General features: G+C 64.9%; 25 protein-coding genes and 1 other RNA gene. 12 read left to right on the plus strand and 14 right to left on the minus strand.

All coding sequences use genetic code 11. The annotated features are described in order from the left end of the window. Window positions 1–29 precede the first annotated feature (29 nt). The 6 genes from purQ to AC59GX_RS15555 all read right to left on the minus strand — a co-directional run bounded on the left by purQ (window position 30) and on the right by AC59GX_RS15555 (window position 4,912). A complete protein-coding gene (gene purQ, locus AC59GX_RS15530) occupies window positions 30–698 on the minus strand; it encodes a phosphoribosylformylglycinamidine synthase subunit PurQ (RefSeq protein ID WP_056482417.1) in 669 nt (222 codons plus the stop codon). Further along, on the minus strand, window positions 695–925 hold the full coding sequence (purS, locus tag AC59GX_RS15535; RefSeq protein ID WP_056482414.1) for a phosphoribosylformylglycinamidine synthase subunit PurS: 231 nt from the start codon (window positions 923–925) through the stop codon (window positions 695–697). Before purS ends, purQ begins: the two co-directional genes overlap by 4 nt. Next, a complete protein-coding gene (gene purC / locus AC59GX_RS15540) occupies window positions 926–1,705 on the minus strand; it encodes a phosphoribosylaminoimidazolesuccinocarboxamide synthase (RefSeq protein WP_056050712.1) in 780 nt (259 codons plus the stop codon). Between the two features lie 155 nt (window positions 1,706–1,860). Then, window positions 1,861–2,718: a hypothetical protein gene (locus AC59GX_RS15545; RefSeq protein ID WP_426281878.1), complete on the minus strand. Its 858-nt coding sequence runs from the start codon at window positions 2,716–2,718 to the stop codon at window positions 1,861–1,863. A 62-nt stretch (window positions 2,719–2,780) separates the two neighbouring features. Next, entirely contained in the window at window positions 2,781–3,995 is a 1,215-nt protein-coding gene (gene kynU / locus AC59GX_RS15550; RefSeq protein WP_497302045.1) for a kynureninase, read from the minus strand. Beyond that, window positions 3,992–4,912: an alpha/beta hydrolase family protein gene (locus AC59GX_RS15555; RefSeq protein WP_426281880.1), complete on the minus strand. Its 921-nt coding sequence runs from the start codon at window positions 4,910–4,912 to the stop codon at window positions 3,992–3,994. The genes kynU and AC59GX_RS15555 overlap by 4 nt, the downstream gene beginning before the upstream one ends. A gap of 123 nt (window positions 4,913–5,035) precedes the next feature. Between AC59GX_RS15555 and parC the strand changes: the two genes are divergently transcribed. Continuing rightward, entirely contained in the window at window positions 5,036–7,285 is a 2,250-nt protein-coding gene (parC, locus tag AC59GX_RS15560) for a DNA topoisomerase IV subunit A (protein ID WP_426281881.1), read from the plus strand. A gap of 65 nt (window positions 7,286–7,350) precedes the next feature. Further along, window positions 7,351–9,024 (plus strand): putative bifunctional diguanylate cyclase/phosphodiesterase, encoded by a 1,674-nt coding sequence (locus AC59GX_RS15565; RefSeq protein ID WP_426281882.1) that lies wholly within the window; start codon window positions 7,351–7,353, stop codon window positions 9,022–9,024. A gap of 27 nt (window positions 9,025–9,051) precedes the next feature. On the opposite strand, the gene AC59GX_RS15570 is transcribed toward AC59GX_RS15565, so the two are convergent. From AC59GX_RS15570 to AC59GX_RS15585, 4 genes are read right to left on the minus strand one after another with little or no spacing between them, the layout of a single operon-like run. Next, on the minus strand, window positions 9,052–10,224 hold the full coding sequence (locus tag AC59GX_RS15570; protein ID WP_426281883.1) for a CCA tRNA nucleotidyltransferase: 1,173 nt from the start codon (window positions 10,222–10,224) through the stop codon (window positions 9,052–9,054). Continuing rightward, window positions 10,221–10,817, minus strand: coding sequence for a CoA pyrophosphatase (locus AC59GX_RS15575; RefSeq protein WP_136190440.1), 597 nt, complete (start codon window positions 10,815–10,817; stop codon window positions 10,221–10,223). Before AC59GX_RS15575 ends, AC59GX_RS15570 begins: the two co-directional genes overlap by 4 nt. Continuing rightward, window positions 10,814–11,392 (minus strand): DUF1285 domain-containing protein, encoded by a 579-nt coding sequence (locus AC59GX_RS15580; protein WP_426281884.1) that lies wholly within the window; start codon window positions 11,390–11,392, stop codon window positions 10,814–10,816. Before AC59GX_RS15580 ends, AC59GX_RS15575 begins: the two co-directional genes overlap by 4 nt. Window positions 11,393–11,435: 43 nt before the next feature. Next, on the minus strand, window positions 11,436–11,963 hold the full coding sequence (locus AC59GX_RS15585; RefSeq protein ID WP_426281885.1) for a GNAT family N-acetyltransferase: 528 nt from the start codon (window positions 11,961–11,963) through the stop codon (window positions 11,436–11,438). A gap of 160 nt (window positions 11,964–12,123) precedes the next feature. On the opposite strand from AC59GX_RS15585, the gene AC59GX_RS15590 reads away from it, so the two are divergent. Continuing rightward, entirely contained in the window at window positions 12,124–12,495 is a 372-nt protein-coding gene (locus AC59GX_RS15590; RefSeq protein WP_107954904.1) for a dihydroneopterin aldolase, read from the plus strand. A 4-nt stretch (window positions 12,496–12,499) separates the two neighbouring features. Next, entirely contained in the window at window positions 12,500–12,775 is a 276-nt protein-coding gene (locus tag AC59GX_RS15595) for a Rossmann fold domain-containing protein (RefSeq protein ID WP_426281886.1), read from the plus strand. A gap of 22 nt (window positions 12,776–12,797) precedes the next feature. On the opposite strand, the gene AC59GX_RS15600 is transcribed toward AC59GX_RS15595, so the two are convergent. Beyond that, window positions 12,798–13,598: a hypothetical protein gene (locus tag AC59GX_RS15600; RefSeq protein WP_426281887.1), complete on the minus strand. Its 801-nt coding sequence runs from the start codon at window positions 13,596–13,598 to the stop codon at window positions 12,798–12,800. 320 nt (window positions 13,599–13,918) lie between these two features. On the opposite strand from AC59GX_RS15600, the gene AC59GX_RS15605 reads away from it, so the two are divergent. From AC59GX_RS15605 to AC59GX_RS15625, 5 genes are all read left to right on the plus strand, one after another. Beyond that, window positions 13,919–14,599, plus strand: coding sequence for an energy transducer TonB (locus AC59GX_RS15605; RefSeq protein ID WP_056058187.1), 681 nt, complete (start codon window positions 13,919–13,921; stop codon window positions 14,597–14,599). A 53-nt stretch (window positions 14,600–14,652) separates the two neighbouring features. Further along, on the plus strand, window positions 14,653–15,447 hold the full coding sequence (locus tag AC59GX_RS15610) for a MotA/TolQ/ExbB proton channel family protein (protein WP_056058190.1): 795 nt from the start codon (window positions 14,653–14,655) through the stop codon (window positions 15,445–15,447). Window positions 15,448–15,538: 91 nt separating this feature from the next. Next, window positions 15,539–16,015 (plus strand): ExbD/TolR family protein, encoded by a 477-nt coding sequence (locus tag AC59GX_RS15615; protein ID WP_056058193.1) that lies wholly within the window; start codon window positions 15,539–15,541, stop codon window positions 16,013–16,015. A gap of 59 nt (window positions 16,016–16,074) precedes the next feature. Further along, entirely contained in the window at window positions 16,075–16,503 is a 429-nt protein-coding gene (locus tag AC59GX_RS15620) for an ExbD/TolR family protein (protein ID WP_056058196.1), read from the plus strand. A gap of 246 nt (window positions 16,504–16,749) precedes the next feature. Further along, entirely contained in the window at window positions 16,750–17,109 is a 360-nt protein-coding gene (locus AC59GX_RS15625; RefSeq protein ID WP_497302046.1) for a tetratricopeptide repeat protein, read from the plus strand. 531 nt (window positions 17,110–17,640) lie between these two features. Here AC59GX_RS15625 and dcd read toward each other — a convergent pair. Next, window positions 17,641–18,195, minus strand: a complete 555-nt coding sequence (dcd, locus tag AC59GX_RS15630) for a dCTP deaminase (protein WP_055878967.1) — start codon at window positions 18,193–18,195, stop codon at window positions 17,641–17,643. A 281-nt stretch (window positions 18,196–18,476) separates the two neighbouring features. Between dcd and AC59GX_RS15635 the strand changes: the two genes are divergently transcribed. From AC59GX_RS15635 to AC59GX_RS15645, 3 genes are all read left to right on the plus strand, one after another. After that, window positions 18,477–19,109, plus strand: coding sequence for an N-acetylmuramoyl-L-alanine amidase (locus AC59GX_RS15635; RefSeq protein WP_497302057.1), 633 nt, complete (start codon window positions 18,477–18,479; stop codon window positions 19,107–19,109). Window positions 19,110–19,351: 242 nt separating this feature from the next. Next, window positions 19,352–19,736: RNase P RNA component class A (rnpB, locus tag AC59GX_RS15640), an RNA gene on the plus strand. Between the two features lie 60 nt (window positions 19,737–19,796). Next, complete coding sequence (locus AC59GX_RS15645) at window positions 19,797–21,818, plus strand: hypothetical protein (protein WP_497302047.1); 2,022 nt, start codon at window positions 19,797–19,799, stop codon at window positions 21,816–21,818. Window positions 21,819–21,865: 47 nt separating this feature from the next. Here the strand turns inward: AC59GX_RS15645 and AC59GX_RS15650 are convergent, their stop codons facing one another. Both AC59GX_RS15650 and AC59GX_RS15655 read right to left on the minus strand, forming a co-directional pair. Further along, window positions 21,866–22,504, minus strand: a complete 639-nt coding sequence (locus tag AC59GX_RS15650; RefSeq protein WP_056058200.1) for a carbonic anhydrase — start codon at window positions 22,502–22,504, stop codon at window positions 21,866–21,868. Next, complete coding sequence (locus AC59GX_RS15655; protein ID WP_353464271.1) at window positions 22,501–24,081, minus strand: SulP family inorganic anion transporter; 1,581 nt, start codon at window positions 24,079–24,081, stop codon at window positions 22,501–22,503. The genes AC59GX_RS15650 and AC59GX_RS15655 overlap by 4 nt, the downstream gene beginning before the upstream one ends. Between the last annotated feature and the right edge of the window lie 207 nt (window positions 24,082–24,288).

Here is a 24,288-nt window from a genome sequence, read left to right on the forward strand (position 1 = left end):
AATAACGAAACGGGTTCAGGTAACGGAGGTTACGCGCTGACGGCTTCCAGCAGGCCTTCGAACAAACGACGGCCATCGGTGCCACCGTGCGCCGCCTCGATCCGACGCTCCGGATGCGGCATCATGCCGAGCACGTTGCCCTTGTCGTTCAACAAACCCGCGATGTTGCGCGCAGAACCGTTGACGCTCTCGGCATAGCGGAAGGCGACGCGGCCTTCGCCTTCGAGGCGGTCGAGTGTCTCGGTGTCGGCGAAGTAATTGCCGTCATGGTGTGCGACCGGGAAGGACACGCGTTCACCCGCGGAATAGCCCGACGTGAACGTCGAGCTCGCCGTCTCGACGGTCAGCGCGACGTCGCGGCAGACGAAGTTCAGCCCCTCGTTGCGCATCAGCGCACCGGGAAGCAGACCCGCCTCGGTCAACACCTGGAAGCCGTTGCAGACACCAAGCACGGGCAAGCCCTTGCCAGCCTGCTCGACGACCGCGCGCATGATCGGCGACCGTGCCGCAATCGCGCCCGAGCGCAGGTAGTCGCCATACGAGAAGCCACCGGGGACCGCGACCAAGCCGACATCCGCCGGCAAGTCCGCATCACCGTGCCAGACCATCAGCGGCTTGACGCCGGTCACCGCCTCCAGCGCGACGGCGATGTCGCGGTCGCAGTTGGAACCCGGAAAGACGATGACGGCGGTCTTCATGCGCGCTCGACCCGGTAATTCTCGATTACCGTGTTGGCGAGCAGCTTGCGGCACATGCCGTCGATCGTCGCGTCGTCGGTGTCGTCGGCGACTTCCAGTTCGATCAGCTTGCCCTGGCGGACGTCGTGCACGCCGTCAAAGCCGAGGCTGCCGAGCGCGTGGTGGATCGCCCGGCCCTGCGGATCGAGCACGCCAGGCTTCAATGTCACGAAAACCTTGAGTTTCATTTACTTGCCCCGGTTCTTGCGATGCTTTTCGAGGTCGAGGACGGCGTTGTCGGCACCCTCGGGCAGCAGGCCGAGACGGCGTGCGACCTCTTGATACGCTTCGACTTCACCACCGAGATCGCGACGGAAGCGATCCTTGTCCATCTTCTCGTTGGTTTCCATGTCCCACAAGCGGCAGCCATCGGGGCTGATCTCGTCCGCGAGGATGATGCGACCGAAGTCGTTGTCGAAGATGCGGCCGAATTCGAGCTTGAAGTCGACCAAGCGGATGCCGACGCCGGCGAACAGCCCGCACAGGAAATCGTTCACGCGGATCGCGAGGTCGGCGATGTCGTGCATCTCCTCCTGGCTCGCCCAGCCGAACGCGGCGATGTGTTCGTCGGAGATCATCGGATCGCCGAGCGCATCGTCCTTGTAGTAATATTCGATGATCGTGCGGGGCAGCTTGGTGCCCTCCTCGATCCCGAGACGCGTCGAGATCGAGCCCGCGGCGACGTTGCGCACGACGACTTCGATCGGGACGATCTCGACCTGGCGGATCAGCTGCTCGCGCATGTTGAGCCGGCGGATGAAGTGCGTCGGCACGCCGATATGATCGAGCAGCGTGAAGATGTGCTCGGAAATCCGGTTGTTGAGAACGCCCTTGCCGTTGATCGTGCCCTTTTTCTGGGCATTGAACGCGGTCGCGTCGTCCTTGAAATACTGGATCAGCGTGCCCGGCTCGGGACCCTCGTAGAGGATCTTGGCCTTGCCTTCGTAGATCTGGCGGCGGCGAGCCATGCGCGGTCCCCTGGAAATCGAGCGATGAAAATCGAGCGGCCCCAGCCTACGCGAGATCGTTCGCGAAGCCGAGGCCGGAATAGGCCGCGCCTATAGGCGAAGGGTGCGGGGGGTGCAATCGCGGCGCATGACTGCCCCCGGAATACTGCCCGATGTCATCGCAAGGGCGGGGACGGCGTGTCGTGGGCAGTCGCGAGCGGTCGGCCGGTCCGACGATCTATGCGCGTCATCAAGTCCGTCCACCAACGCTGGATCCAACGCCGCCAAACCAGGAAGGCCAGCAAGGCCACCACCAGTGGCGGGCCAAGCGCTGCCAGCACCCATAGCAGCGCCGTGACGGTCAAGCCGATCGAGCCGAGCGCAGTGTCGCCAGCATCTTGCAGACGGTCGACCAGGCCGGTCCCGCGGCCGGTCGTATAGTCGAACGACATCGGCGTGTTGGCGAGACTTTCGCGCTGTTCGGATGCCGTCGCGGCCGCCGCCGTGGCTTGGCCTTGCGCGACCGCCTGTTGCTGGCGGAGTTCGGCACGTTCGCGCGGGGCCAGATCGGCACGGGCCAGTTCGCGGTCGATCCGGGCGCGTTCGGCAGCGACGTCGGTCCGTTCGGTCGCTGTCGCCGCGGCGGCGGTGGCGACATCGGTTCCGCTGATATCCGCCCCCGTCAGCGTTGCGCCCACGCTCTCCGCTTGCTTCACCCCGGCCCGGCCAAAGGCGCGCGCCAGGGGGGCGGCGATCTTGACCGACAGGCTTGCGCTGACGTCGCCTTGCTGCCCAACCGTGTAGCGCAATCCCGTTATCCGGCAGCGCGTTGGCCCGAGCCGTTCGCAGGCCCGCGCATGTTCCTCCTGAAGATCCGGGATCCGGGACGAGGGTAGCGTCAGGTCATAGCTGTAGTCGAATGCCACCCCGGCGACAGAGTTGCCGGCGATGTCGGGCTCCCCGGCGCTACTTTCGGGAGCCTTGCTGCATCCGGCGAGGGACAACGCGATAGCGCCACTAACAACCCACTTCATGGACAGTCTCCCGTGATCGAGCTAATCACTATCGATTAAGTGGGATATGCCGTCAAGCGTGCTCAGGTCACGGCGAGCCGTTGCGAATATGCCGGATCGCGCCAGCTTTCGGTCTCCACCGTATCCCGCAATATCTCGCCTGCGCGCCAGACGTCTTCATGGCTGAGATATAGCGGCGTCAGCCCCAGCCGGAGGATGTCGGGGTCGCGGAAGTCACCGATAACGCCTCTAGCTATGAGGGCTTGGGTCAAGGCGTAAGCGTGCGGGTGGCGAAAGCTGATGTGGCTGCCGCGTTTGGCGGGATCACGGGGGCTGACGCAGTCGAGGCCTAGCGCGTCGCCGGCTGCGGCGAGGATGTCGAACAGTTGCGCGCTCTTGGTGGCGACGGCGTGCTGGTCGATGTCGGCCCAGAGGTCGAGCGCGGTTTCCAGTGCTGCGGTCGAGAGCATCGCGGGAGTGCCGGCGAGCCAGCGTTTTATGCCGGGGGCGGGACGGTAGGCATCCTCGAACGCGAACGGCGCGGCGTGGCCCATCCAGCCGGATAGCGGGCTGGCGAGCGTGTCCTGCCAGCGCTTGGCGACGTAGAGGAACGCAGGCGCGCCGGGGCCGCCGTTGAGGTATTTGTACGTGCAGCCGACGGCGAGATCGGCGTTCGCGCCGTTGAGCTCGATCGGGACCGCACCGACGCTGTGGCTCAGATCCCAGAGCATCAACGCGCCGGCATCGTGCGCGCGGGCAGTCCAGGCGGCCATGTCGAAGCGGTCGCTGGTCTTGTAGTGAACGTGGGTGAGGAGGAGGACCGCGGTGTCTTCGTCGAGCGCGGCGGCGAGGTCTTCGCGGGCCACCACTTTGAGCCGTGCGCCGGGGACGCAGGCGACTGCACCCTCAGCGATGTGCAGGTCGGTGGGGAAGTTACCGGCCTCGCTCAAGACCGTGTAACGCTTCGGATTGCTGCGCAGCCCGGCAACCAACGCCTTGAAAAGGTGCGTCGAGGTGGTGTCGCCGATGATCACCTCGTCCTCGCCCGCGCCGATCAGCGGCGCGATCTTCGCACCGATCCGTTGGGGAGCCTCGATCCAACCTTCGTTCCAGCTTCGGATTAGGCGGTCGCCCCATTGGCGCGTCGCGACGTCGGCGAGCGCTGCGGGCGTGGCCTCGGGCAGGGCGCCGAGCGAATTACCGTTGAGGTAGATCACGTCCTCGGGGAGCGCGAACTTGTCGCGGTAGGCGGCGAGCGGATCGGTCGCGTCGAGTGCGCGGGCGTCTTCGAGGGTCACTGGCTCTTTCCGAAATAGGACAGGATCAGGCGTTTGGCCTCGGCCCAGGCAGGCGTTTCCGGCGCGATCAGTTCGACATGGCCGGTCGCGGGGATGGTGTGGAGCGTGGCGGTGTCACCGGCCGCCCTGGCCTTGGCGATATAGTCGGTCGCCATGACGAAGGGGATGATCCTGTCCTCGCGGCCGTTGACGAGGTCCTGCTTTACCCCGAGCGGCAGGAGGCGCGCGACCGAGGTGTCGGCGTAGACGTCCGGATGCTGCGGCGTGGGCGTGCTGACCAGTTTCGCGACGACTTCGGTGCCGCAGCCATTGTCGGCGTTAGTCGCGGTGGCTTCGAGATCGGGCAGGCCGCCGAGGCTGATGACATGGTGGATGCGGAGTGGGTGCGCGGTGTAGAGGGGGTTCGTCGTGGGAAGCTTCGCGCGGGCGGCGAGCCAGAGCGCAAGGTGGCCGCCGGCTGAGTGGCCAATCGCTAGAACGTGGCGCGTATCTAGGTTGAACGTCTTGGCGCTGACCTTGAGTTGGTCGGTAGCCTTTGCAGCATCCGCAAACGTACCGGGATAGCCGCCGCCGGTGCGGTCGACGCCGCGATAGTCGATGTTCCAGACCGCGACGCCGGTGTTCCGCAGGTCGTCGGCGATCCAGTTCATCAGGCTGCGATCGGCGATGCTCGTCGTCCAGCAGCCGCCATGGACCATCACGACCACGGGGAACGGCCCCTTGGTCTTGCCCTTAGGAAGCCAGACGTCGATCTTCTGCATCGGGTCAGTGCCATAGTCGACGGTCGCATCGGGCACCGGTTTCGGCCGCTTGGTCAGGTCGGGCCAAGTCAGCAGCTTGGGCGGCGGCGAAGCAGGCGTTTGCGCCACGGCGGACGTGGACATTGCGGCAAGCGCGAGAAAGGCGAGGCGGATCATAAGGTTGGTGTAGCGGGCTCGATCGACCGCGTCATGCGGGCATATCGTCGTGATCGAGCGCGCAGGCCGCTTGGTACGTTCATGCTTTGATCGTTTCGTTCCCGGCTGCTATCGCTGCGCGCAATGGCCACCGATTTCAAAGATCCGTTCGACTCCATCGTCGACGCCCCCTTCGATAGCGCGCTGTCCGAGCGGTATCTCGTCTATGCCTTGTCGACGATCACCGCGCGGTCGCTGCCCGACGTGCGCGACGGGATGAAGCCGGTACATCGGCGGCTACTGTGGGCGATGCGGCTGCTCAAGCTCGATCCGGCGCAGGGCTACAAGAAGTGCGCGCGTGTCGTCGGCGACGTCATCGGCAAATACCATCCCCACGGCGATCAGTCGGTCTACGACGCGATGGTGCGTTTGGCGCAGTCGTTCGCGATGCGCTATCCGCTGGTCGACGGGCAGGGCAATTTCGGCAACATCGACGGCGATAACGCAGCCGCCTACCGGTATACCGAGGCGCGGCTGACTCAAGTCGCGATCGACCTGATGGACGGGCTCGACGAGGACGCGGTCGCGTATCGCCCGACCTATAATGGCGAAGATCACGAGCCAGAACTGTTCCCCGGGCTGTTCCCGAACCTGCTGGCGAACGGCGCGAGCGGGATCGCGGTCGGCATGGCGACGAGCATCCCGCCGCACAACGCCGCCGAGTTGCTGGAGGCGGCGATCGTCCTGATCGATACGCCCGACGCGGACGATGCGGCGATCCTGCAGCATGTGAAGGGGCCAGACTTCCCCACCGGCGGGTTAGTGGTCGATCCACCTGCCGTGATCCGCGAATCCTACGCGACCGGGCGTGGCGGATTCCGCGTCCGTGCGCGCTGGGAGACCGAGCGCGAGAAGGGTGGCGGCTGGCAGCTGATCGTCACCGAGATCCCGTACGGCGTGCAGAAGGGCAAGCTGATCGAGCAGATCGCCGACCTCATCAACGCCAAGCGTCTGCCGATCCTCGCCGACGTGCGCGACGAATCGGATACCGAGATCCGGATCGTGCTCGAGCCGCGCAGCCGCACGGTCGATCCGCAGATCCTGATGGACGGGCTGTTCCGGCTGACCGATCTCGAGACGCGGATCAGCCTCAACCTCAACGTGCTCGACAAGGATCGCACGCCGCGCGTGATGAGCTTGCGCGAGGCGCTGGCGGCGTGGGTCGATCACCAGTTCGTCGTGTTGCGCAGGCGGACCGAGCACCGGCTGGCCAAGATCGCCGACCGGGTCGAGCTGCTCGACGGCTATCTGATCGCGTACCTCAATCTCGACCGCGTGATCGAGATCATCCGTACCGAGGATGAACCGAAGAAGGTGATGATCGCCGAGTTCGGGCTGACCGATCGCCAGGCCGAGGCGATCCTCAACATGCGGCTGCGGTCGTTGCGCCGGCTCGAAGAGTTCGAGATCAAGACCGAGCGCGACAAGCTCGACAAGGAGCAGGCGACGCTGGCGGCGTTGCTCGCCGACCCGAAGAAGCAGCGTGCGCGGATGAAGCGCGACATGGCGAAGATCCGCGATCGATACGGGCTTGAGACCCCTCTCGGCAAACGACGCACGACGATCGAGGAGCACGCGCCGACCCGTGACATCCCGCTCGAGGCGATGATCGAGCGCGAGCCGATCACCGTGATCCTGTCGCAGCGCGGCTGGATCCGCGCGATGAAGGGGCACAATGATCTGGCGAGCCCGGAGGCGTTGAAGTTCAAGGAGGGTGACGGCCCGGCCTATGCGTTCCACGCGCAGACCACCGACAAGCTGTTGCTCGCGGCGGAGAACGGGCGGTTCTACACACTGGCGGCGGACAAGCTGCCGGGCGGACGCGGGTTCGGCGAGCCGGTGCGGGCGATGATCGATCTCGACGGCAGCGTCGGGATCGTCGCGTTGCTGCCCGCGAGCAAGCATCCGAAACTGCTGGTCGTCGCAACCGATGGCCGCGGCTTCTCGGTGAGCAGCGCCGAAGTGATCGCCGAAACCCGCAAGGGCAAGACAGTAATGACGCCGCGACCGGGTGCACAGTTGAAGATCGTCCGGCCGATCGGCCCCAATGACGATTACGTCGCGGCGATCGGCGACAATCGGAAGATGTTGGTGTTCCCGCTCGCCGAGCTGGTCGAAATGACGCGCGGGCAGGGGCTCCAGTTGCAGCGCTACCGCGACGGCGGACTCGCCGACGCGATCACGTTCGTCTTTGCCGAGGGCCTCAGCTGGGCGATGGGCGGCGGCACCGGCCGCACTCGGACCGAATCGGACCTTGGCCCTTGGCGCGCTGCCCGCGGAGCCGCCGGGCGGATGCCGCCCACGGGGTTTCCGCGCGATAATCGGTTCGGATAATGGATGAGAAAGGCCCCATTCAGGGTCCTTCAGAGCCTCTTAACGAACCCGCGGTACCGGGGAGCATGCCATCGACCGCCCTCGAACAGACTGCAAAGCCGATCGTGACGAGTGATATGGTCGCACGCGGGCTTGAACTCGTGCCGATCCCCGCGGTTCATATCGTCCTGAACGCGGGGCAACTCGAGCTGTTCGCGATGAATCGCGCGTATCGTCTGGCGGGGTTCGGCGTCGTTGCGGAACGATCGCCGATGATCGCCGAGCTCGGCGACCGGATACGGGCGTTTCTCGGGTCGGAGCAGATCAGGTCCGACTTCGATTGGGTCCTGGGCGACGAGATCGACTGCCGCCATTACCGCGTCACGATTGCACGATCCGATCCCATATTCCGGGAACGGTGTACGATCAGTTTCATCGACCTGACGTCGCAGGTCCAGACCGAGCGCAGTCTGCGTCGCGAGATGACGACTGACAGCCTGACGGGATTGTTGAACCGGGAAGGGTTCGCGGACCTGATCGAGGAGCTCGAAGACCATACGGTCAGGGCCGTGCTTGCGATCGACCTCGATCGGTTCGGCCGGCTGAACTCGTGCCTTGGCTCGTTGGCGGGAGACGAATTGCTCATCACGGTGGCGCGTCGGATCAAGGGTGCGTTGCGCGCGCGCGACACGCTGGCGCGGATCGGAGGGAATCAATTCGGTATCCTGATATCGATCGATCAGGATCGTGAGGAGGCGCAGGCGCTTGCCGAGCGGATCCACCGGACGTTGCAAACGCCGTTCCGGTTGACCGATTACGAGATCAACGTCGAGTGCTCGGTCGGTATCGCCTTTGGTGCCGATGAGTCCGGCGACAATGTCGATCTGGTCCGCCACGCGCAGTTCGCGGTCAAACGCGCCAAGGTGAGTGGTCGCGCCGAGTTCTACCAGGTCCAGGATTTCGCGATCGCCCGCGCGCAATTCGGTATGGAGACCGCGCTCCGCCGGGCTATCGAGCACCGCGACCTGCGGCTGGCGTATCAGCCGATCTGCGACCTGGCGACCGGCCGGATCGTGTCGTTCGAAGCGCTGGCGCGTTGGACCGACAAGGATGGCCACGAACATTCGCCTACCGAATTCATCGCGGTCGCCGAGGAATCGGGGTTGATCGTGCCGCTGGGGCGATGGGCGATCGAGGAAGCGGCGCAGACGCTTGCGCGCTGGGACGCGGCGAACGGCGGACCGTGCGGCGTGAGGCTCGCCGTCAACCTGTCGGCGATCCAGCTGCAGCGCGATGCGATCGCCCCGGTGCTGCAGGCGGCGCTGGACTCGACGGGGCTGTCGGGAGATCGGTTCACGCTCGAACTGACCGAGAGCGCGATCGTCTCGGATCCCGACCGGATCGCCGGGACGATGCACGCGCTGAAGGCGCTCGGGACGAACCTGGCGATGGACGATTTTGGCACCGGATATTCGAACCTCGCCTATCTCCAGAAGCTGCCGATCGACATCCTCAAGATCGACCGAAGCTTCGTGACGGGCATGCTGGCGGACCGCGACAAGGTGTCGATCGTCCGCGCTATCCTCAGTCTCGCGCAGGCACTGGGGATGCGGACGACGGCCGAGGGGGTCGAGACGCATGAACTCTCCCAGACGCTCGCGGCGCTGGGCTGCACGTACGGGCAGGGTTATTTCTATGCACGACCGCTGGAGCCGGATGCGGCGTATGCGATGATCAACTCTATAACTGCTACGAACTGACTGGCGCCCACGCCGGCTCAAAACGGGTTAGGCGGAAACCTCCGCCACCAGTCCGTCGGCGATGACCGCCACGCGCTCGGCGCGCGGAAACCCTTCCGAGATCCACTGCGTCTCGACTCGGCGCAGCATTGCAGCCACGTCCGGCCCCTTGCGAAGTCCGCGCTCGACCAGAGCCCCGCCGGAGAACGGGAACGCAGGCGGCGTCCAGTTCTTGATTGCGGACACGTCTTCGCCAGCGATGAGCAGACGGTCGACTGCACCGGCCACGCCGACGCGATAGGCCAAGGCGAGCGGGCCTTCCTCACCGGGTCCCGCAGTGGCAGCCATGAGGCGCTTGCGGTCGACGTTCGACAGCTTCAGCCTCGCACCAACGGCTTCAGCGGCGGCAGGCGCGATCGCCACGGCAAGGCGGCGGATCGGATCCGGCACGATGCCCGCCGCCGTTTCGCGGTCGGCGAGCAGCGCCAGACGTGCTGCCCCTTCGGTGTCTATCTCGGGCAATACCGCCCGGAAGATGCCGCGTTCGACCATCAGCGTGACGACGGGCACGGCGTTGGCAGCGACCAGTAGTTTCAGCACTTCGCTCGCCACGCGTTCGCGGGACAGCGCCATCAGGTCGTTCGCGCGCGTGGTGCAGGCGTCGAGCCCGGCTTGGTCGATCATGCTGCCAAACCGCGCGTGGAAGCGAAAGAAGCGGAGGATGCGGAGGTGATCCTCGGCGATCCGCTGCAACGGGTCGCCGATGAAGCGCACGCGCCGCGCCGCGAGGTCGTCGAGGCCGCCGAAATAATCGAAGATCTCGCCGGTCGCGGGATCGGCGTAGAGCGCGTTCATCGTGAAGTCGCGCCGCGCAGCATCCTCGCGCCAGTCGTCGGTATAGGCGATGATCGCGTGGCGGCCGTCGGTCGAGACGTCGCGGCGCAGCGTCGTCACCTCGACCGGACCTGCGGGGGTGACGGCAGTGATCGTTCCGTGTGCGAGACCGGTCGGAACCGCCTTGATCCGCGCATCCTGGAGTCGCTCGATCACCTCCTGCGGGGGCAAGCGCGTGGCAATGTCGACATCGGCGACGTCGATGCCAAGCAGCGTATCGCGCACCGCACCGCCGACGAAGCGCGACTCGCCCTCCGCCGCGCCGAGAACGTTGGTCAGTGCTTCGAGGCCGTCACGGTCTCGCCACGCCGCCGCCGGGAGTATCATGACCACCTCAGGCGGCGTGCGAGGTTGACGATCATCGCCGCAGTCGCACCCCAGATGCGCCGCTCGTTCCACATGATCTCGTAATAATGCCGGTCGTGGCCCTGCCATTCGAGCGTCGCCTCGACATGGTTCGCCTCGTCGAGCAGGAACGCGAGCGGGACTTCGAAGACGCTGGCGACTTCCGCTTCGCTCGGGGTGAAGACCAGGTCGGGCGGGATGATGCCGATCACCGGCGTCACCTGGAACCCGGTGACGGTGCGGTAGCTGTCGGCCTCGCCGATCACCTGGACCTTGTCGCGAGGGAGGGCGATTTCCTCCTCGGCCTCGCGCAGCGCCGCGGTAACGACGTCCTCGCCGGGATCGATCCGGCCGCCGGGAAACGCGATCTGGCCGGGGTGGCGGCTCATCGTGTCGGTGCGCTGCGTCAGGATCACGCCCGGATCGGCGCGGTCGGTCACCGCGATCAGCACAGCGGCGGGAAGCAACGTGTCGGCGGCGGTGAGATCGCCGTCATGCTGGTCGCCGGTGAGCAGGATCATGTGCGACCCGGCGCCCTTCGCCAGCGCCGCGGTCATCCGTTCCGTCAGGCTCATGCAGCGGGCTCCAGCGGGAAGAACGCGCCATCGCTCCACAGGCCGGTGGGAGTCGCGTTGTCGGCGATCGCGCGCTCGGCGAGTTCGTAATAGACCGAGCGGACGACCAGCGCCTCCATCCCGCCGCGGACGGCGAGGTAGGGGCGCGGACCGCCATCTCCGTCGGTCGTGTCCTCGACGAAGCGCAGCGGATGCTCGGGGCCTGCGGTAACGAGGTCGCCGGTATTGAGCCGGAAGGCGAGCTTCGAATCGCGACCGCTGCCCTCGGCCTTCATCTCCACCGCGATGAACGGCGCGTCCTCGACCTCGATATCGAGCTTTTCGACGGGCGTGACGAGGACGTGGCTGCCATCGGGCTCACGGCGCAGGATCGTCGAGAACAGCCGGACCATCGCCGGGCGACCGATCGGCGAGCCCTGGTGATACCAGGTGCCGTCGCGCGCGATCCGCATCTCGCTGTCGCCGCAGTGTGTCGGGTTCCATTTCTCGACCGGCGGGAGCTTGGCCTCTTCGACGAGCTTGGCGATCTCGGCGAGACTGAGCGATGCGATATCAGGGATGGGGTCCATGGGCATGGCGGCGGACTAGGCGGGCAGGGGGCCGAGGTAAAGCGGTGGCTTATGCGGATGCGGCGACCGGCATGGTCTCGGCAACGCGGGGGCCTAGCATGCCGGTGCTGTCCGGCACGGCATCGCCGCGCGCGAGCAGGCGGTGGCGCTCGACCGGGCCGGGGGCGGCCCAGCCTGCCGTGCGCTCGGCGGAGAAGCCGAAGAACCGGCCGTAATAGTCGGGGTCGCCGATCAGCATGAGCGCATCGTCGAGTCCCGTGACGGCAGCCGCGTCGAGCGCCTGCGTCATCAGGCGACGACCGATGCCGTCGCCCTGATGGTCGGGTACCACGGCGACCGGGCCGACCATGATCAGCGGAAACAGTCTGTCGTCGTCGACCAGCGCAATCGGCCAGCACTGGATCGAGCCAACCAGCACGCCATCCTCGACCGCGGCGAAGCTGAGCGCGGCGACCGGCTTCGTGCCACCGCGGATCGTGTACGCGGTTCGCGTGAACCGATCCGGGCCGAAAGCGGCATCGAGCAGCATCTCGACCGCTGTCGGGTTGATGCTGGCCAGGGGAACGAGAGTGATCAACGGCATCTCCGGCCCGGACTGCGCCGCGTACACGCGGGAAGGGCAGCGCGCTTTAGCCTTGGCGACGCTGAACGCAAGGATAACCGGATCGACGCTCGGACGACCCGGCGCTCGAACGGTGTGACTTTCATCTCGCGGTGCGTCTGCTAGAGGCGCGCAGATGGAAGACAGTCTCCAACTCGAAGTCCACGATCTCGAAGTGCAGGTCCTGACCGGCATCTATTCGGAGGAGACGCACCTGCCGCAGCCGCTGCGGATTTCTTTGACCGTGGACATGGTCTGCCCGAGACACTTCGCGCCGGATACGCCGTTGTCGGCATCCAAGAACTATCTCGATTTGAAGAACGCCGCGACCACCGCGCTGCCGGCCGGCGTGCATTTCACGCTGATCGAGGGCGTTGCGGATCATATCTGCGAGACGTTGTTCCTGCAGGATGCGCGCGTCCTGCGGGTGCAGGTCAAGATCGTAAAGCTCGCGATCGCCGAAGCCGACGAGGCGATCGGCGTGACCCTCGTCCGACATCGCCGCTGATCGCGTGCTGCTGACACTGGAGCCGGGCGGGGACATCGCGGCGCTGGTTCGTGGCGCGATTGGCGAATCGCGGGTCGTGTTGATCCCCGCGAACCTCGATCCGCTGACGATGGCGCAAGCGAGGGCGGCGATCGGCCCCCTCGCGATCGAGTTGGCGCCCGCGGTTCGCGTGAATGCGGTGGCACCGGCCGAGGCGGCTCGACACGCAGATGTAGATGCCGCGGTCGCGTTTCTCGAGCAGGCGCGCTCCACTACCGGACAATTACTGGCCGTCGGCTAGCCCGCGCGCTTCCGAGGGTAGTTCAGCTTTTCCGAGTCCGTCCGCACGGTCCCAGCGCGGCAAGGACGAACGCGTAATCCTCCCGCGCGATCGTCGCATCTGCGGCCTCCAGCGATCCCGTGCTCCGGTCCGGCAAGGTCTGCGGCAAGGCGCAGCTCAGCCGGTACCACAACAGCGTCTCCGGGGTGGGGGGCGCCGCCGATTCATCAACGATCTCGCTCAAGGCCACCGCCCAGCGTGGCTGTTCACCGGGACGACGCAGCACCGATAGCGACACCGGGCTTTGGTCCGCGGTCGTCAGGAAGATCTGGGTCTCGCCTTCACCGGGTAGCGCGCCCGGCACGTGAAACGCGTTGCCGATACCGGTGATGACCGGCGGCGCATCGCTCGCCAGTGCATCGCGGGCGATCTTCCGTGCGCGTGCATCTGCGGACGGCGTCCAATCCAGCTGCGCGTCGGGCGCGACCAGCTGGACCTGATTCACGGCGCCGGGCACTGGTCTGGCGAAGATCAGCACGCGCGCCTTCTTGAATTTAGGCACCCGGCCGGCTGCGTCGGGCATTACGTCGAGCAGATACCCGATTCGCGGCGGCAGCCCGTCGGCGCCGCGGACCAGCGCGGTGACGTCGACCTCGACATATAGTCTGACATGACCCGCCGCGAGATTCGGTGCCTCGGCCGGCTTGATCTTGGTCGTCGACCGGACGGTCGCGTCGGCGATCACGGGGGCGGAAAGCACCAGGTCGGCGATGTCGGAATATCCAATGCCGCCAGCCGCTTCGCGCTGCACCGCACCCTGCGCCACACCGGCGTCGCCGGTCAAAACCCGGGGTGTAGCCGGGGTTTCCTGAGCGCCGATAGGAGTTGCCACGATGATGACGGAGAGGGCCGAAGCCGTAACGTGAAAGAGAAGATTCATGTCTTCAGGCTACGCTACGCAAGCTGAACGATACAGAAATAATTCTGCCATCCTATGGTTGTACGTTTGTTGCGTCCGACAAAGCGTTTGCGTGTCGCAGAACGTGGCGATAGGACTTGCTCACTGCCCCGTGGTTATTCCGGCCAACGGCAGACGCATGTGCCGCGTACCCATTGCGGGCACGTGCGTACGGAGCAGGCAGATTAAGGGAGTGTCGTTTCTGAATGGCCTATACTGACCAAAAGATGTCCGGAGGCAAAATCGTCGCGATCGTGATCGTCGCGCTGATCCATGCGGCCTTGGGCTATGCTTTCGTCACTGGCCTCGCGTACCAGTACGTGAAAAAGGCCCAGGAAAAGATGACGACGTTCGACGTGGAGCCGCCACCGCCGCCGCCTCCGCCCGACGAGCCCCCGCCGCCGCCACCCGACCAGCCAAACCTGCCGCCGCCACCGACCACGGTCGTGACGCCGCCGCCAGTCGTGGTAACGCCGCAGCCAGCGCCCGCGCTGACGACGTCGAGCATCATTCCTCGGTTCCAGCCGACGGCACCGCCGTCGCCGCCCGCACCACCAGCACCGCCGGCACCGCCGCCGACGCCACGTGTCTCGCAGGCTGCTGGTCTCAAGGGTAACCCAGGGCAATATTTCGGCGCGGACAATTATCCGCCGTCGGCACAGCGCGAGGGTGCTCAGGGTCGCGTTTCCGCGAAGCTGACGATCGGTACGGATGGTCGCGTGACCGACTGTTCGGTGACGTCGTCCAGCGGCAACACGACGCTGGATGATGCGACCTGCCGGATCTCCAAGGCGAGGGTGCGTTTCACGCCTGCCAAGGACGAGAACGGCAATGCCGTCGGGTCGTCGTACCAGCTGAACATCAGGTGGGTCCTGCCTCAGGAATGATCCATCCTACGTCAACCGCACCAGATAAAATTCAGTCAGAGGACTAAGCGAACATGATCACCACCATTCTTGCAGCGGCAGCGCCCGCCGCAGCCGACGCCAACCCGTACGGCCTGCAAGCCGCACTTCGCGAAGGCGGCCTGATTTCGCAGACCGTGTTCGGCATTCTCGTGCTGATGTCGGTCGTGTCGTTCTACATCCTGTTCTCGAAGCTGTTCGAGCAGCAGAAGATCATCGGCCAGGGCAAGCGCGTCCGTCAGGCCTTCTGGTCGTCGAACAGCCTTCGCGAAGGTTCGGCCAAGCTCGAGAAGAACTCGGCCTACAAGCAGATCGTCGACGACGGTCTGGCCGCTCAGGATCAGCATTCGAAGCTGACCGATCCGGTCGAGGCGCATGACTGGCTGCACGGTTCGCTGGCTCGCTCGGAAGCCGCGATCAACTCGAAGCTGGGTGGCGGTCTCGCCTTCCTCGCAACGGTCGGTTCGGTCTCGCCGTTCATCGGTCTGTTCGGTACGGTTATCGGCATCTACCGCGCACTCGTGAAGATCGGTGCGTCGGGTCAGGCATCGATCGACAAGGTCGCAGGGCCGGTCGGTGAAGCACTGATCATGACCGCCCTTGGTCTGGTTGTCGCGGTTCCTGCCGTTCTGTCGTACAACTGGCTGCAGCGCCGCAACAAGTCGATCGCAGAGGACCTGTCGGCCTTCTCGAACGACGTGCTCGGCTTCCTTGCCTCGAACGGCGCAGTGCGTCCGTCGATCGCAACGGCAGCCAAGCCGGTTTCGGCCAAGCCTGCCACGACGACCACGACTGCCGGCCAGACCGGTGGCGTACCGCGCGCCAACTAAGACGCGAAAGGCGGGGCTGCTGTTCGCAGCCGCCCCGCTTCATTGCCGCCGGCGGTTCCGGTGGCGATTATATGGATAGGATAGTTCGCACATGGCGATGAGTGTTGGTGGCGATTCCACCGAGAGTTCGATATCGGACATCAATACGACGCCGCTGGTCGACGTCATGCTCGTGCTCCTGATCATCTTCCTGGTGACGACGACTGTCGCGGTCCAGGCTGTGCAGCTGAAGCTGCCGGATGTTCGGTTCGATCCGACGATGACCAAGCCTGAGAACGTCTCGCTGTCGGTAACGTCGGCTGGCGGACAGTGCCAGGTGTACTGGGGTCTTTCGCCGGTAACTCACGAAGAGCTGCTGCAGCGTGCTGTCGACAAGCTGAAGGCTGAGATCGCACGTCAGGGCGGTGTCAACGCGGCTGGTCTCGAATTGCCCGAGGCTCACATCCGCGGTGACGTGAACGCACCGTATCGCTGCATCGGCGCGACGATCTACACGATGCAGCAGGCTGGGTTCGCCCGCGTCGGCTTCATCTCCGAACCGCCTCCCGGCGGCACCACTGAACGTTGATGGCGAACGCTGATGCCGAACGCTGATGATCGCTCGGACGTATTTAGGAGTAGTATAAGATGGCAATGAGCGGCGGCAAAGAAGATGGCGCGCCGATGATGGAAATGAACATGACGCCGTTGATCGACGTCCTGCTCGTTCTCCTCATCATGTTCATCATCACGATCCCCATTCAGACGCACGCGGTGAAGGTCGACCTTCCGGTCAACAGCAAGAACCAGCCGCAGAACCCGGTCGATCCGCAGAAGAACAAGATCTCGATCGATCCCGCCGGTACGGTCGCATGGAACGGTTCGCCGGTCGACGAGGTCACGCTGCGCCAGTATCTGGACCAGTCCGCCGGCATGACGCCAGAGCCCGAACTCCACTTCCAGCCCGATCCCGAATCGAAGTATGAAGTGGTCGATCGCACGCTGGCCGTCATCAAGCGGTCCGCGATCACCAAGCTCGGCTTCATTGGCAACGAGCAGTATCGCAACGCCTTCTAAGACGTCCTGCGTACAGTATCGAAAGTCCAAAGGGCGGTCCTCCGGGGCCGCCCTTTTTTTGTCGTCCGGTCGTCGCCGAACGGCGGACGAACGGCAGCGGCGGAACGCGTCGTGGTGCATCGTAAGGAGATAATCCGCTTACGGAACCGAACTTGATCAATGTGCTTGTATGACAGTCATCGAAGTGACACACCGTTGTCACAAAAATGAAACCTTCCGATACGCGAAGGTCAGTGGAGATGGATGATGCGCAAGACCGTCCTGTTCGTTCTAGCAACCTTGGGTGCAGCCACGCCGGCGTTGGCGGACCAGGCCGCGACGACGGATCGCACCGGCTACACCGCGATCGCGGCAGGCGACCTGTCGACGGCGGAACAGCGCATCGTCGCCGAGCGGAAGATCTTCCCGCAGCGCCCCGAACTCATGCTCAATCTGGCGTCGGTCTACCATCGTACCGGCCGCGAATCGGAGGCTCGAGCTCTGTATGCGGCGGTGCTGGACCGTCCCGCGGTCGCGATGGACCTGCCATCGGGCGCAGTGGCGTCGTCGCACGATCTGGCAAGTCGTGCCTTGGCGCGGCAGTCACAACAGATCGCAACTCGCTAACGACTGTGCGATGATTACGAATCGCCGCTCGTCAGAGCGGAATGATCTGAAAGCCAGCTTATTACCTTGTTCTCCCGCGAAGGCGGGAGCCCAGTCTGGGTCCCCGCCTTCGCGGGGAAACAAACTGAGGCCGGCAGATAGGATCTGTATCTGTCGGGCGTCGAGCCATTATTCGCTGTAAAACTCTACGTCGTATGGACGTGCCGTCTAAGCAGCGGGCGAGCCGTCTGCGGTTGGGTCGCATACCGACGACATTTGTCATTTTTGTCCGCGGGTGCGCGGTTCCTAAAGCGATCGTACCGTTGTCGATGCCCGTAAACATCGACGACCAACAAAAGCACGGCACTACCCCGGCGAAGGCCGGGGCCCAATCGGGGACGCTGTCAATCGACCCGTGAGCGCCGTGACCGAGATACTGCTACTGACGCCGAGGCCTCCGCCGGGGAAGTCGGGTGCGGGGAGGTGTGATCCGCTTCTTGCCTCAAGGTCCGCGGTAGCCGCCTGCGTCGCTCCGAGCCTAAAGCCGAAGCCCTAAAGTCGCGGCAGCGTCACCCCCCGCTGCCCCATATATTTTCCCGCCCGGTCCGCATAACTCACTTCGCAGGGCTCATTCCCCTTGAGGAACAGGAACTGGCACGCGCCTTCGTTCGCATAGATCTTGGCCGGCAACGGCGTGGTGTTGGAGAATTCCAGCGTCACATGCCCCTCCCATTCCGGCTCCAGCGGCGTCACGTTGACGATGATCCCGCAGCGCGCATAGGTCGACTTGCCGAGGCAGATCACCAGCACGTCGCGGGGCACGCGGAAATATTCGACGGTGCGGGCGAGCGCAAAGCTGTTCGGCGGGATGATGCAGACGTCGGTCTTGCGATCGACGAAGCTGTTTGCCGCGAAGTCCTTCGGGTCGACGATTGCGCTGTCGACGTTGGTGAAAATCTTGAACTCGTCGGCAACGCGTGCGTCATACCCGTAGGACGACAGCCCGTACGAGATGCAGCCGTCGCGACGCTGCGCTTCGTGGAACGGTTCGATCATCGCATCGCCCAGCGCGCGCTCGCGGATCCAGCGGTCGGACATCACGGACATGGCAACTCCCTTTTCGCGAGCGGCTTTCGCGCGGATGGGAGCAGACGGCAAGAGGGACGCGCCGAATCACGTATCTGCTCGTTGCCCAACTCCCGCACGAAGCATCTGCTTACGCGCGTAGGCTATTGATGCGGTCGGGCGGTGGCGTCACAATGCAACGTCACGATCGCCGCGATCGAGACTGCGCCATCGGTGCTGGCCCGACGGCTAGAAGGGAAGCTGGCTTGAAGTTCATCGAGACCCCGTCACCCAATTTCGACGATCGTTCGCTGCCTATCACGATGATCGTGCTGCACTATACCGGCATGAAGGACGGCGCGTCGGCGATCGCCCGGTTGCGCGATCCCGAGGCGAAGGTGTCGTCGCATTACCTGGTGGAGGAGGACGGCACGGTCCTGCGCATGGTCGCGGAGGACAAGCGCGCTTGGCACGCGGGCAAGTCGCACTGGCGCGACGTCGACGACGTCAACTCGGCGAGTATCGGCATCGAGATCGTCAATCCCGGCCACGAGTTCGGGTATCGCCCGTTCCCGCCCGAGGAGATCGCATCGGTCGTGCAACTGGTCGCCGAGATCAAGGATCGCCACGAGATCACGCGCGGCAACATCGTCGGCCATTCGGACATCGCTCCGGTGCGCAAACGCGATCCGGGTGAGCTGTTCCCGTGGCACGAACTGGCGCGGCGTCGCCTGGCGCTGCCGCGGCCGACCAAGAATTTGATGGACCCAGGCTGGACCGAAGGCGGCTTCTGCCTCGCACTCGAACGGTTCGGCTACGACGTCGAGAACCGGATGGCGGCGACGATGGCCTTCCAGCGGCGATTTCGACCGGAACTGGTCGACGGCGAAGTCGATGCGGAGTGCCGGTGCATCCTGCTGGCGCTGTTGCTGCCGAAGCCGATGGGCGACGACTGACGAACACAACGGTCTCTCCTCCCTGAAGTGAGCGACAGAGGGGGCGCGCGTTACGCCCTTCCCCCCTCCCTGGAAGGGAGGGGCAGGGGGTGGGTCGGTTTCCGCATCACGGCACGGTTGCGACCAAAGCTGACCTACCCACCCCCAACCCCTCCCTTCCAGGGAGGGGGGAGCGTTGGCTTCGGGGAGCGCACGCTAAAAACGGTGGTGCATCGCCCGCACCCGCGCTAGGGCTCGCCTCGCCAGAGGGTCGGGCGGCCGCGGGTGTTTTCGGACACGCGAGGAAAGTCCGGGCTCCGCGAAACGACGGTGCCGGGTAACGCCCGGCGAGGGTGACCTCAGGGAAAGTGCCACAGAGAGCAGACGGCCAACCCTCGGCTTCGGTCGGGGCGGTCAGAGTGAAAGGGTGCGGTAAGAGCGCACCGCGCGCCTGGTAACAGGGGCGGCACGGCAAACCCCACCGGGAGCAAGATCGAATAGGGGTGGCACATGGGCTTCGTTTCAGCTCGTCACCCGGGTTGATTGCTTGAGGCGACGGGCAACCGTCGTCCTAGAGGAATGGTCGCCTAACTTCCGTATCGAAGGATCGGAAATGGACAGAACCCGGCTTACAGACCCTCTGGCATCCTTCCCCGAACCATTGCAGACTGCGGCGAAATAGCGCTGGGCTGCGACGTGGGGAATGTGATGCGTATCAAGACGATCGCGCTGGTGGGTGCAGGCGTGTTGGCGATGGCGGGTGGGCTCGTCCCCGTTGGCGCGCAGACGCCGCCGTCGACGACGACAATTCAACAGGACTTCGACGCAGCGACGGCGCTGGATGCGAAACCCGATCGCGCGGCGTCGCTGGCGGCCTGGGAGAAACTGGAAGCGCGAACCAAGCCCGGGTCACGCAGCCGCGGCATCGTGCTCGTCCGCAAGGCACCGACATTGTTCGCCCTGAACCGCGCCGACGAATCGGTTAAGGCTGCACGGGCCGGGCTCGCCTTGCTGCCGGCGGACGATGCCAGTCTTGCAGAAGACCGGACACGCGCCTTCCTCATCCTCGGCCAGGTCGCGACCGATACGCTCGATTATGCGGGCGCCGTGACCGCGCTCCAGCAGGCGGAGGCGAGCGCGATCAGCACCGCCGACAAGCTGGGTGCGATGCTGTCGCTGGTGACAGCACAAATCTTCATCGATCCCACCGCTGCGGCGGCGACATTGGCACGCAGCGACGCGTTGGTCGGCACGGTGAAGCTCGAGAAGAGCGTCGCCGCGCGGTTCGCGCGCGAGCGGACCCTGCTGAAGCTCAACACCGGCGACATCGCCGGCGCCCGCGCCAGCGCGTTGCAGGCGATCAGGCTTCTCGGCGGCCTCGAAACCGACAAGGTTGATATCATGGACGCATCGGCGCGGTCCGATGCCGCGATCGCGTACCTGCTGAGCGGCAACGCGGACGAGGCACGGCGGTACATGGCCTATACTGGTGCCGGACGCATGGTGAAGGGATCGTTCGACCCTGCCGCGGAGATGCGCTCGCCGGATTGTGGCGGCGATGCCGGTCTCAAGCCGCAGGACGTCGCGGTGGTCGAATTCAACATCGCGTCCGACGGCACGATCGACCAGGCGGCGCCGATCTATGCCGCGGGCGGCGGCCAGGTCGCGCTCGAGTTCGCGCGCGCGGTCAAGGGTTGGTCGTGGCCTGCCGAAAAGGTGCAGGCGATCCCGGCCTTCTATCGCTATCACGTGCGGGTCGAGATGCGCTGTTCGACCGCGTTCGAGCGGCCGTCGATCGACGACGGACTGGACGACGTCCTGGAACAGTGGCTGTCCAGCAAGGGCGTCACGGTCGCCCCTGCACCGACCGGCTCGCAGGCGGCAGCACTCGCCGGACAGCGCGCCGAACTCGCATCTGCGAACGCCCAGTCGCCTAATGGTTTGCGTACGCTCGCCGCAATCTATCGCCTGACGAACAATCCTACGGTAGCGCGCGAAGAGCGTGCGGCATTGGCTGCGCGGGCGCTGGCGATCGCGGTCGCCAACGATGCACCGCCTAGTGCGCGGCTGACGTTCGACCTGCCGGGTCGCGTCGATGCGGTGACCGACATCTGGCGGCCGGGGGTATTCGAACGGACGCTGACGCCGATGGTATCGGAACCCGTCTATGCGAACGACCCCCAGGCGCGAGCGGCGATCCGGCTGATGATGGTCGATGGCGCCGTCGCACGAACGAGGAAATCGGAGAAGAACGACACGGCGATCGTCACGCTTCGGCAAGTGGCGGACGACAAAGCCTTGAAGCCGAACGATCCGCTGCGCGTCGGCGCGCTGATCCGCATCGCATCGATCGAGGAGCGCAACGGCGAGATCGATGCGGCGCGGGCGACATTCGCGTCGAGTGGCCTAACCGCGAACCAGTGCGCGATCATGGATGCACCACCGAAGATGGTATCCCAGCCGGGATCGGAAGCGTTCCCGATGGAAGCAATGCGTTGGGGTTTCGAAGGGTGGACCCAGGTTCAGTTCGACATCGGCGCGGACGGCAACGTCATCAACCAGCGCGCACTGTTGAGCTACCCGCCGTTCATCTTCTCGGAAGCGGGCACCAAGTTCTTCACCAAGGCCAAATACGCCAAGACGTATCGTCCCGACGGCGGGCTCGGTTGCGGCGCCACGACGACCCGTATCAAGTTCATGCTGCCAGACTCCGCGCGGCGCGGCTCGTAAGCGAAAGATAGCCCCTTCCCACGGCTAAGGTGGGAAGGGGGAACGCCTTACACCAGCACCTTGTCCGGCCGACCGACCTCTTCGAGCACGGTCGTCGAATCGATCTCCATCATCGGTTTGATCAGCCCATCGCGGATATCGTAGACCCAGCCGTGGAGCAGCACTTCCTGGCCGCGCGCGAACGCACCCTGGATCGTCTTGGTGCGCGCGAGCCGGATGAGCTGGTCGCGGACGTTGACCTCGACCAGCCGGTTGACCTTCTGCTCGCGGTCTGGCTGCGCGTCGATCTCGTCGGCATGGTCGTGCAAGACGCAGCGCGCGGTCGAGAGCCAGTCGTCGACCGGCCCGGTGGTGCCGCCATCGAGCGTCGCACGGATCCCGCCGCACGCATAATGCCCGCAAATGATGATGTGCCGCACGCCGAGCACATCGATCGCATATTGCAGCACCGACATCAGATTCATGTCGTCGTCGTTGACGAGGTTGGCGATGTTGCGGTGGATGAACATGTTGCCGGGCGGCGTCATGGTCATCTGCTCGGGGCCGACGCGGCTGTCCGAACAGCCGATCCACAGGAACTCCGGGTTCTGGCCGACCAGTTGGCGCTGGAAGAAGTCGGCGCTCTCCTCGATGATCTCGGCCGCCCACGCCTTGTTGGCGAGCAGGAGCTGCTTGTACTGCCTCATGCGAAACGGACCTCGGTCTGGGGGGCGTTGATCAGCTTGACCGTGCGCATCGCGAGATCGCCGCGGATAAGCACGGTGATGCCGCGATACTGCGCGCCCTTGATGAACGCGTTGATGATGTCGACGTTATCGAGATCGACATAGCTGGTCGACGACAGGTCGATCAGCAGGTTTGCATTGTCGGGCACCTTGGCGAGCGACTTCTGCAACTCGTATTTGTGGATGAAGTACAGGTTGCGACGCGCGCGAACGAGGCAGTCCTCGTCGTCGCAGGCAAAGGTGATCGCGGTGCGGAAGTTGCGCGCGACGACGAACACGAAGCCGACCGCAAGGCCGATCACGATGCCTTCGAGCAGGTCGGTGAACAGGATCGCCGCGACCGTGACGACGAACGGAATGAACTGCGTCCAGCCCTGCTTGAAGCGCTCGGTATAGAGCTTCGGCTTGGTCAGCTTGTAGCCGGTCGCGATCAGCACCGCGGCGAGCGCCGACAGCGGAATCAGGTTCAGCACCGCCGGGATCAGCGCGACGCTGACCAGCAGCCAGAAGCCGTGCAGGATCGTCGACAGCTTGCTCTCCGCCTTCGCATCGACGTTGGCGGACGAACGCACGATCACCGAGGTGACGGGCAGGCCGCCGATCAGGCCCGACAGGATGTTGCCGCCGCCCTGCGCCATCAACTCCCAGTTCTTGTCGGTCGAGCGACGGCGCGGATCGATCTCATCGACCGCCTTGACGCTCAGCAGCGATTCGAGGCTGGCAACGATCGCGAGCGTGACCGCGCTGCTCCAGACGATGCCCATCGTGATCCCGGAGAAATCGGGGAAGGTAAACAGCGACGGGAATTGCGACAGCGTCTGGGTGATCGGCACCTGCACGAGATGCGTTGCCTGGAGCTGCCAGTCGGGCTTCACGGCGCCGAGCAGCATGTTGCCGAAGATGCCGATCAGCACGACGACGAGCGGGCCGGGGACGAAGCGCAACGGGCCGTCCTTGGGCTTGGCACCGTCCCACCAGAACAGGAAGGCGAGGCTTACCGAGGCAATCAGGATCGCGCCCGGCGTCACGGCCGCGCTGAGGCTGTCTAGAATGCGCGAGAAGGTATTGATGCCGTTCGCGGTGGTGAATTCGAAGATACCCTCGGCCTCACGGTCGAAGCCGACAGCGTGCGGGATCTGCTTGAGGATCAGGATCAGGCCGATCGCGGCCAGCATGCCGGTAATGACGGAGGACGGCACGAATTCGCTGAGGATGCCGGCACGGGTCAGCGAGAAGCAAATCTGGAGAACGCCCGCCAAGACGACGGCCATCAGGAACATCTGATAGCTCGGCATGCTCTCGATCGCGGTCAGCACGATCACCGTCAGGCCGGCGGCGGGGCCGCTAACCGACAGCGGCGATTTGGAGAACAGGCCGACCGCGATACCGCCGACAATGCCTGAGATGATGCCGGCGAACAGTGGCGCCCCGGAGGCGAGCGCCACGCCGAGACAGAGGGGCAGCGCGACGAGCGCGACGACGATGGAAGCGGGAAGATCCGCGCGCCATGTGGTAAGCTTTGGAATGAGAGTCGGCACCAGGGCTCCTGTCCTTAAGGTGTCGGCCGGGAATACGTCCGCACCGGACGCATCTATCCATGCCACATGACAAATAGTTCATGTTCAGTAATCGATGAACGGTGTCTGACTCAAGGCGGAATGTTGCGGCGCGGAAGATAGTCGTATCCGAGGAGTTTCGGCCGTCTTCGCTGCGTGTGGTTGCGTTGTCCGTGGGGACGCCTATCT

This window comes from Sphingomonas sp. 320_CC, from assembly GCF_059691795.1.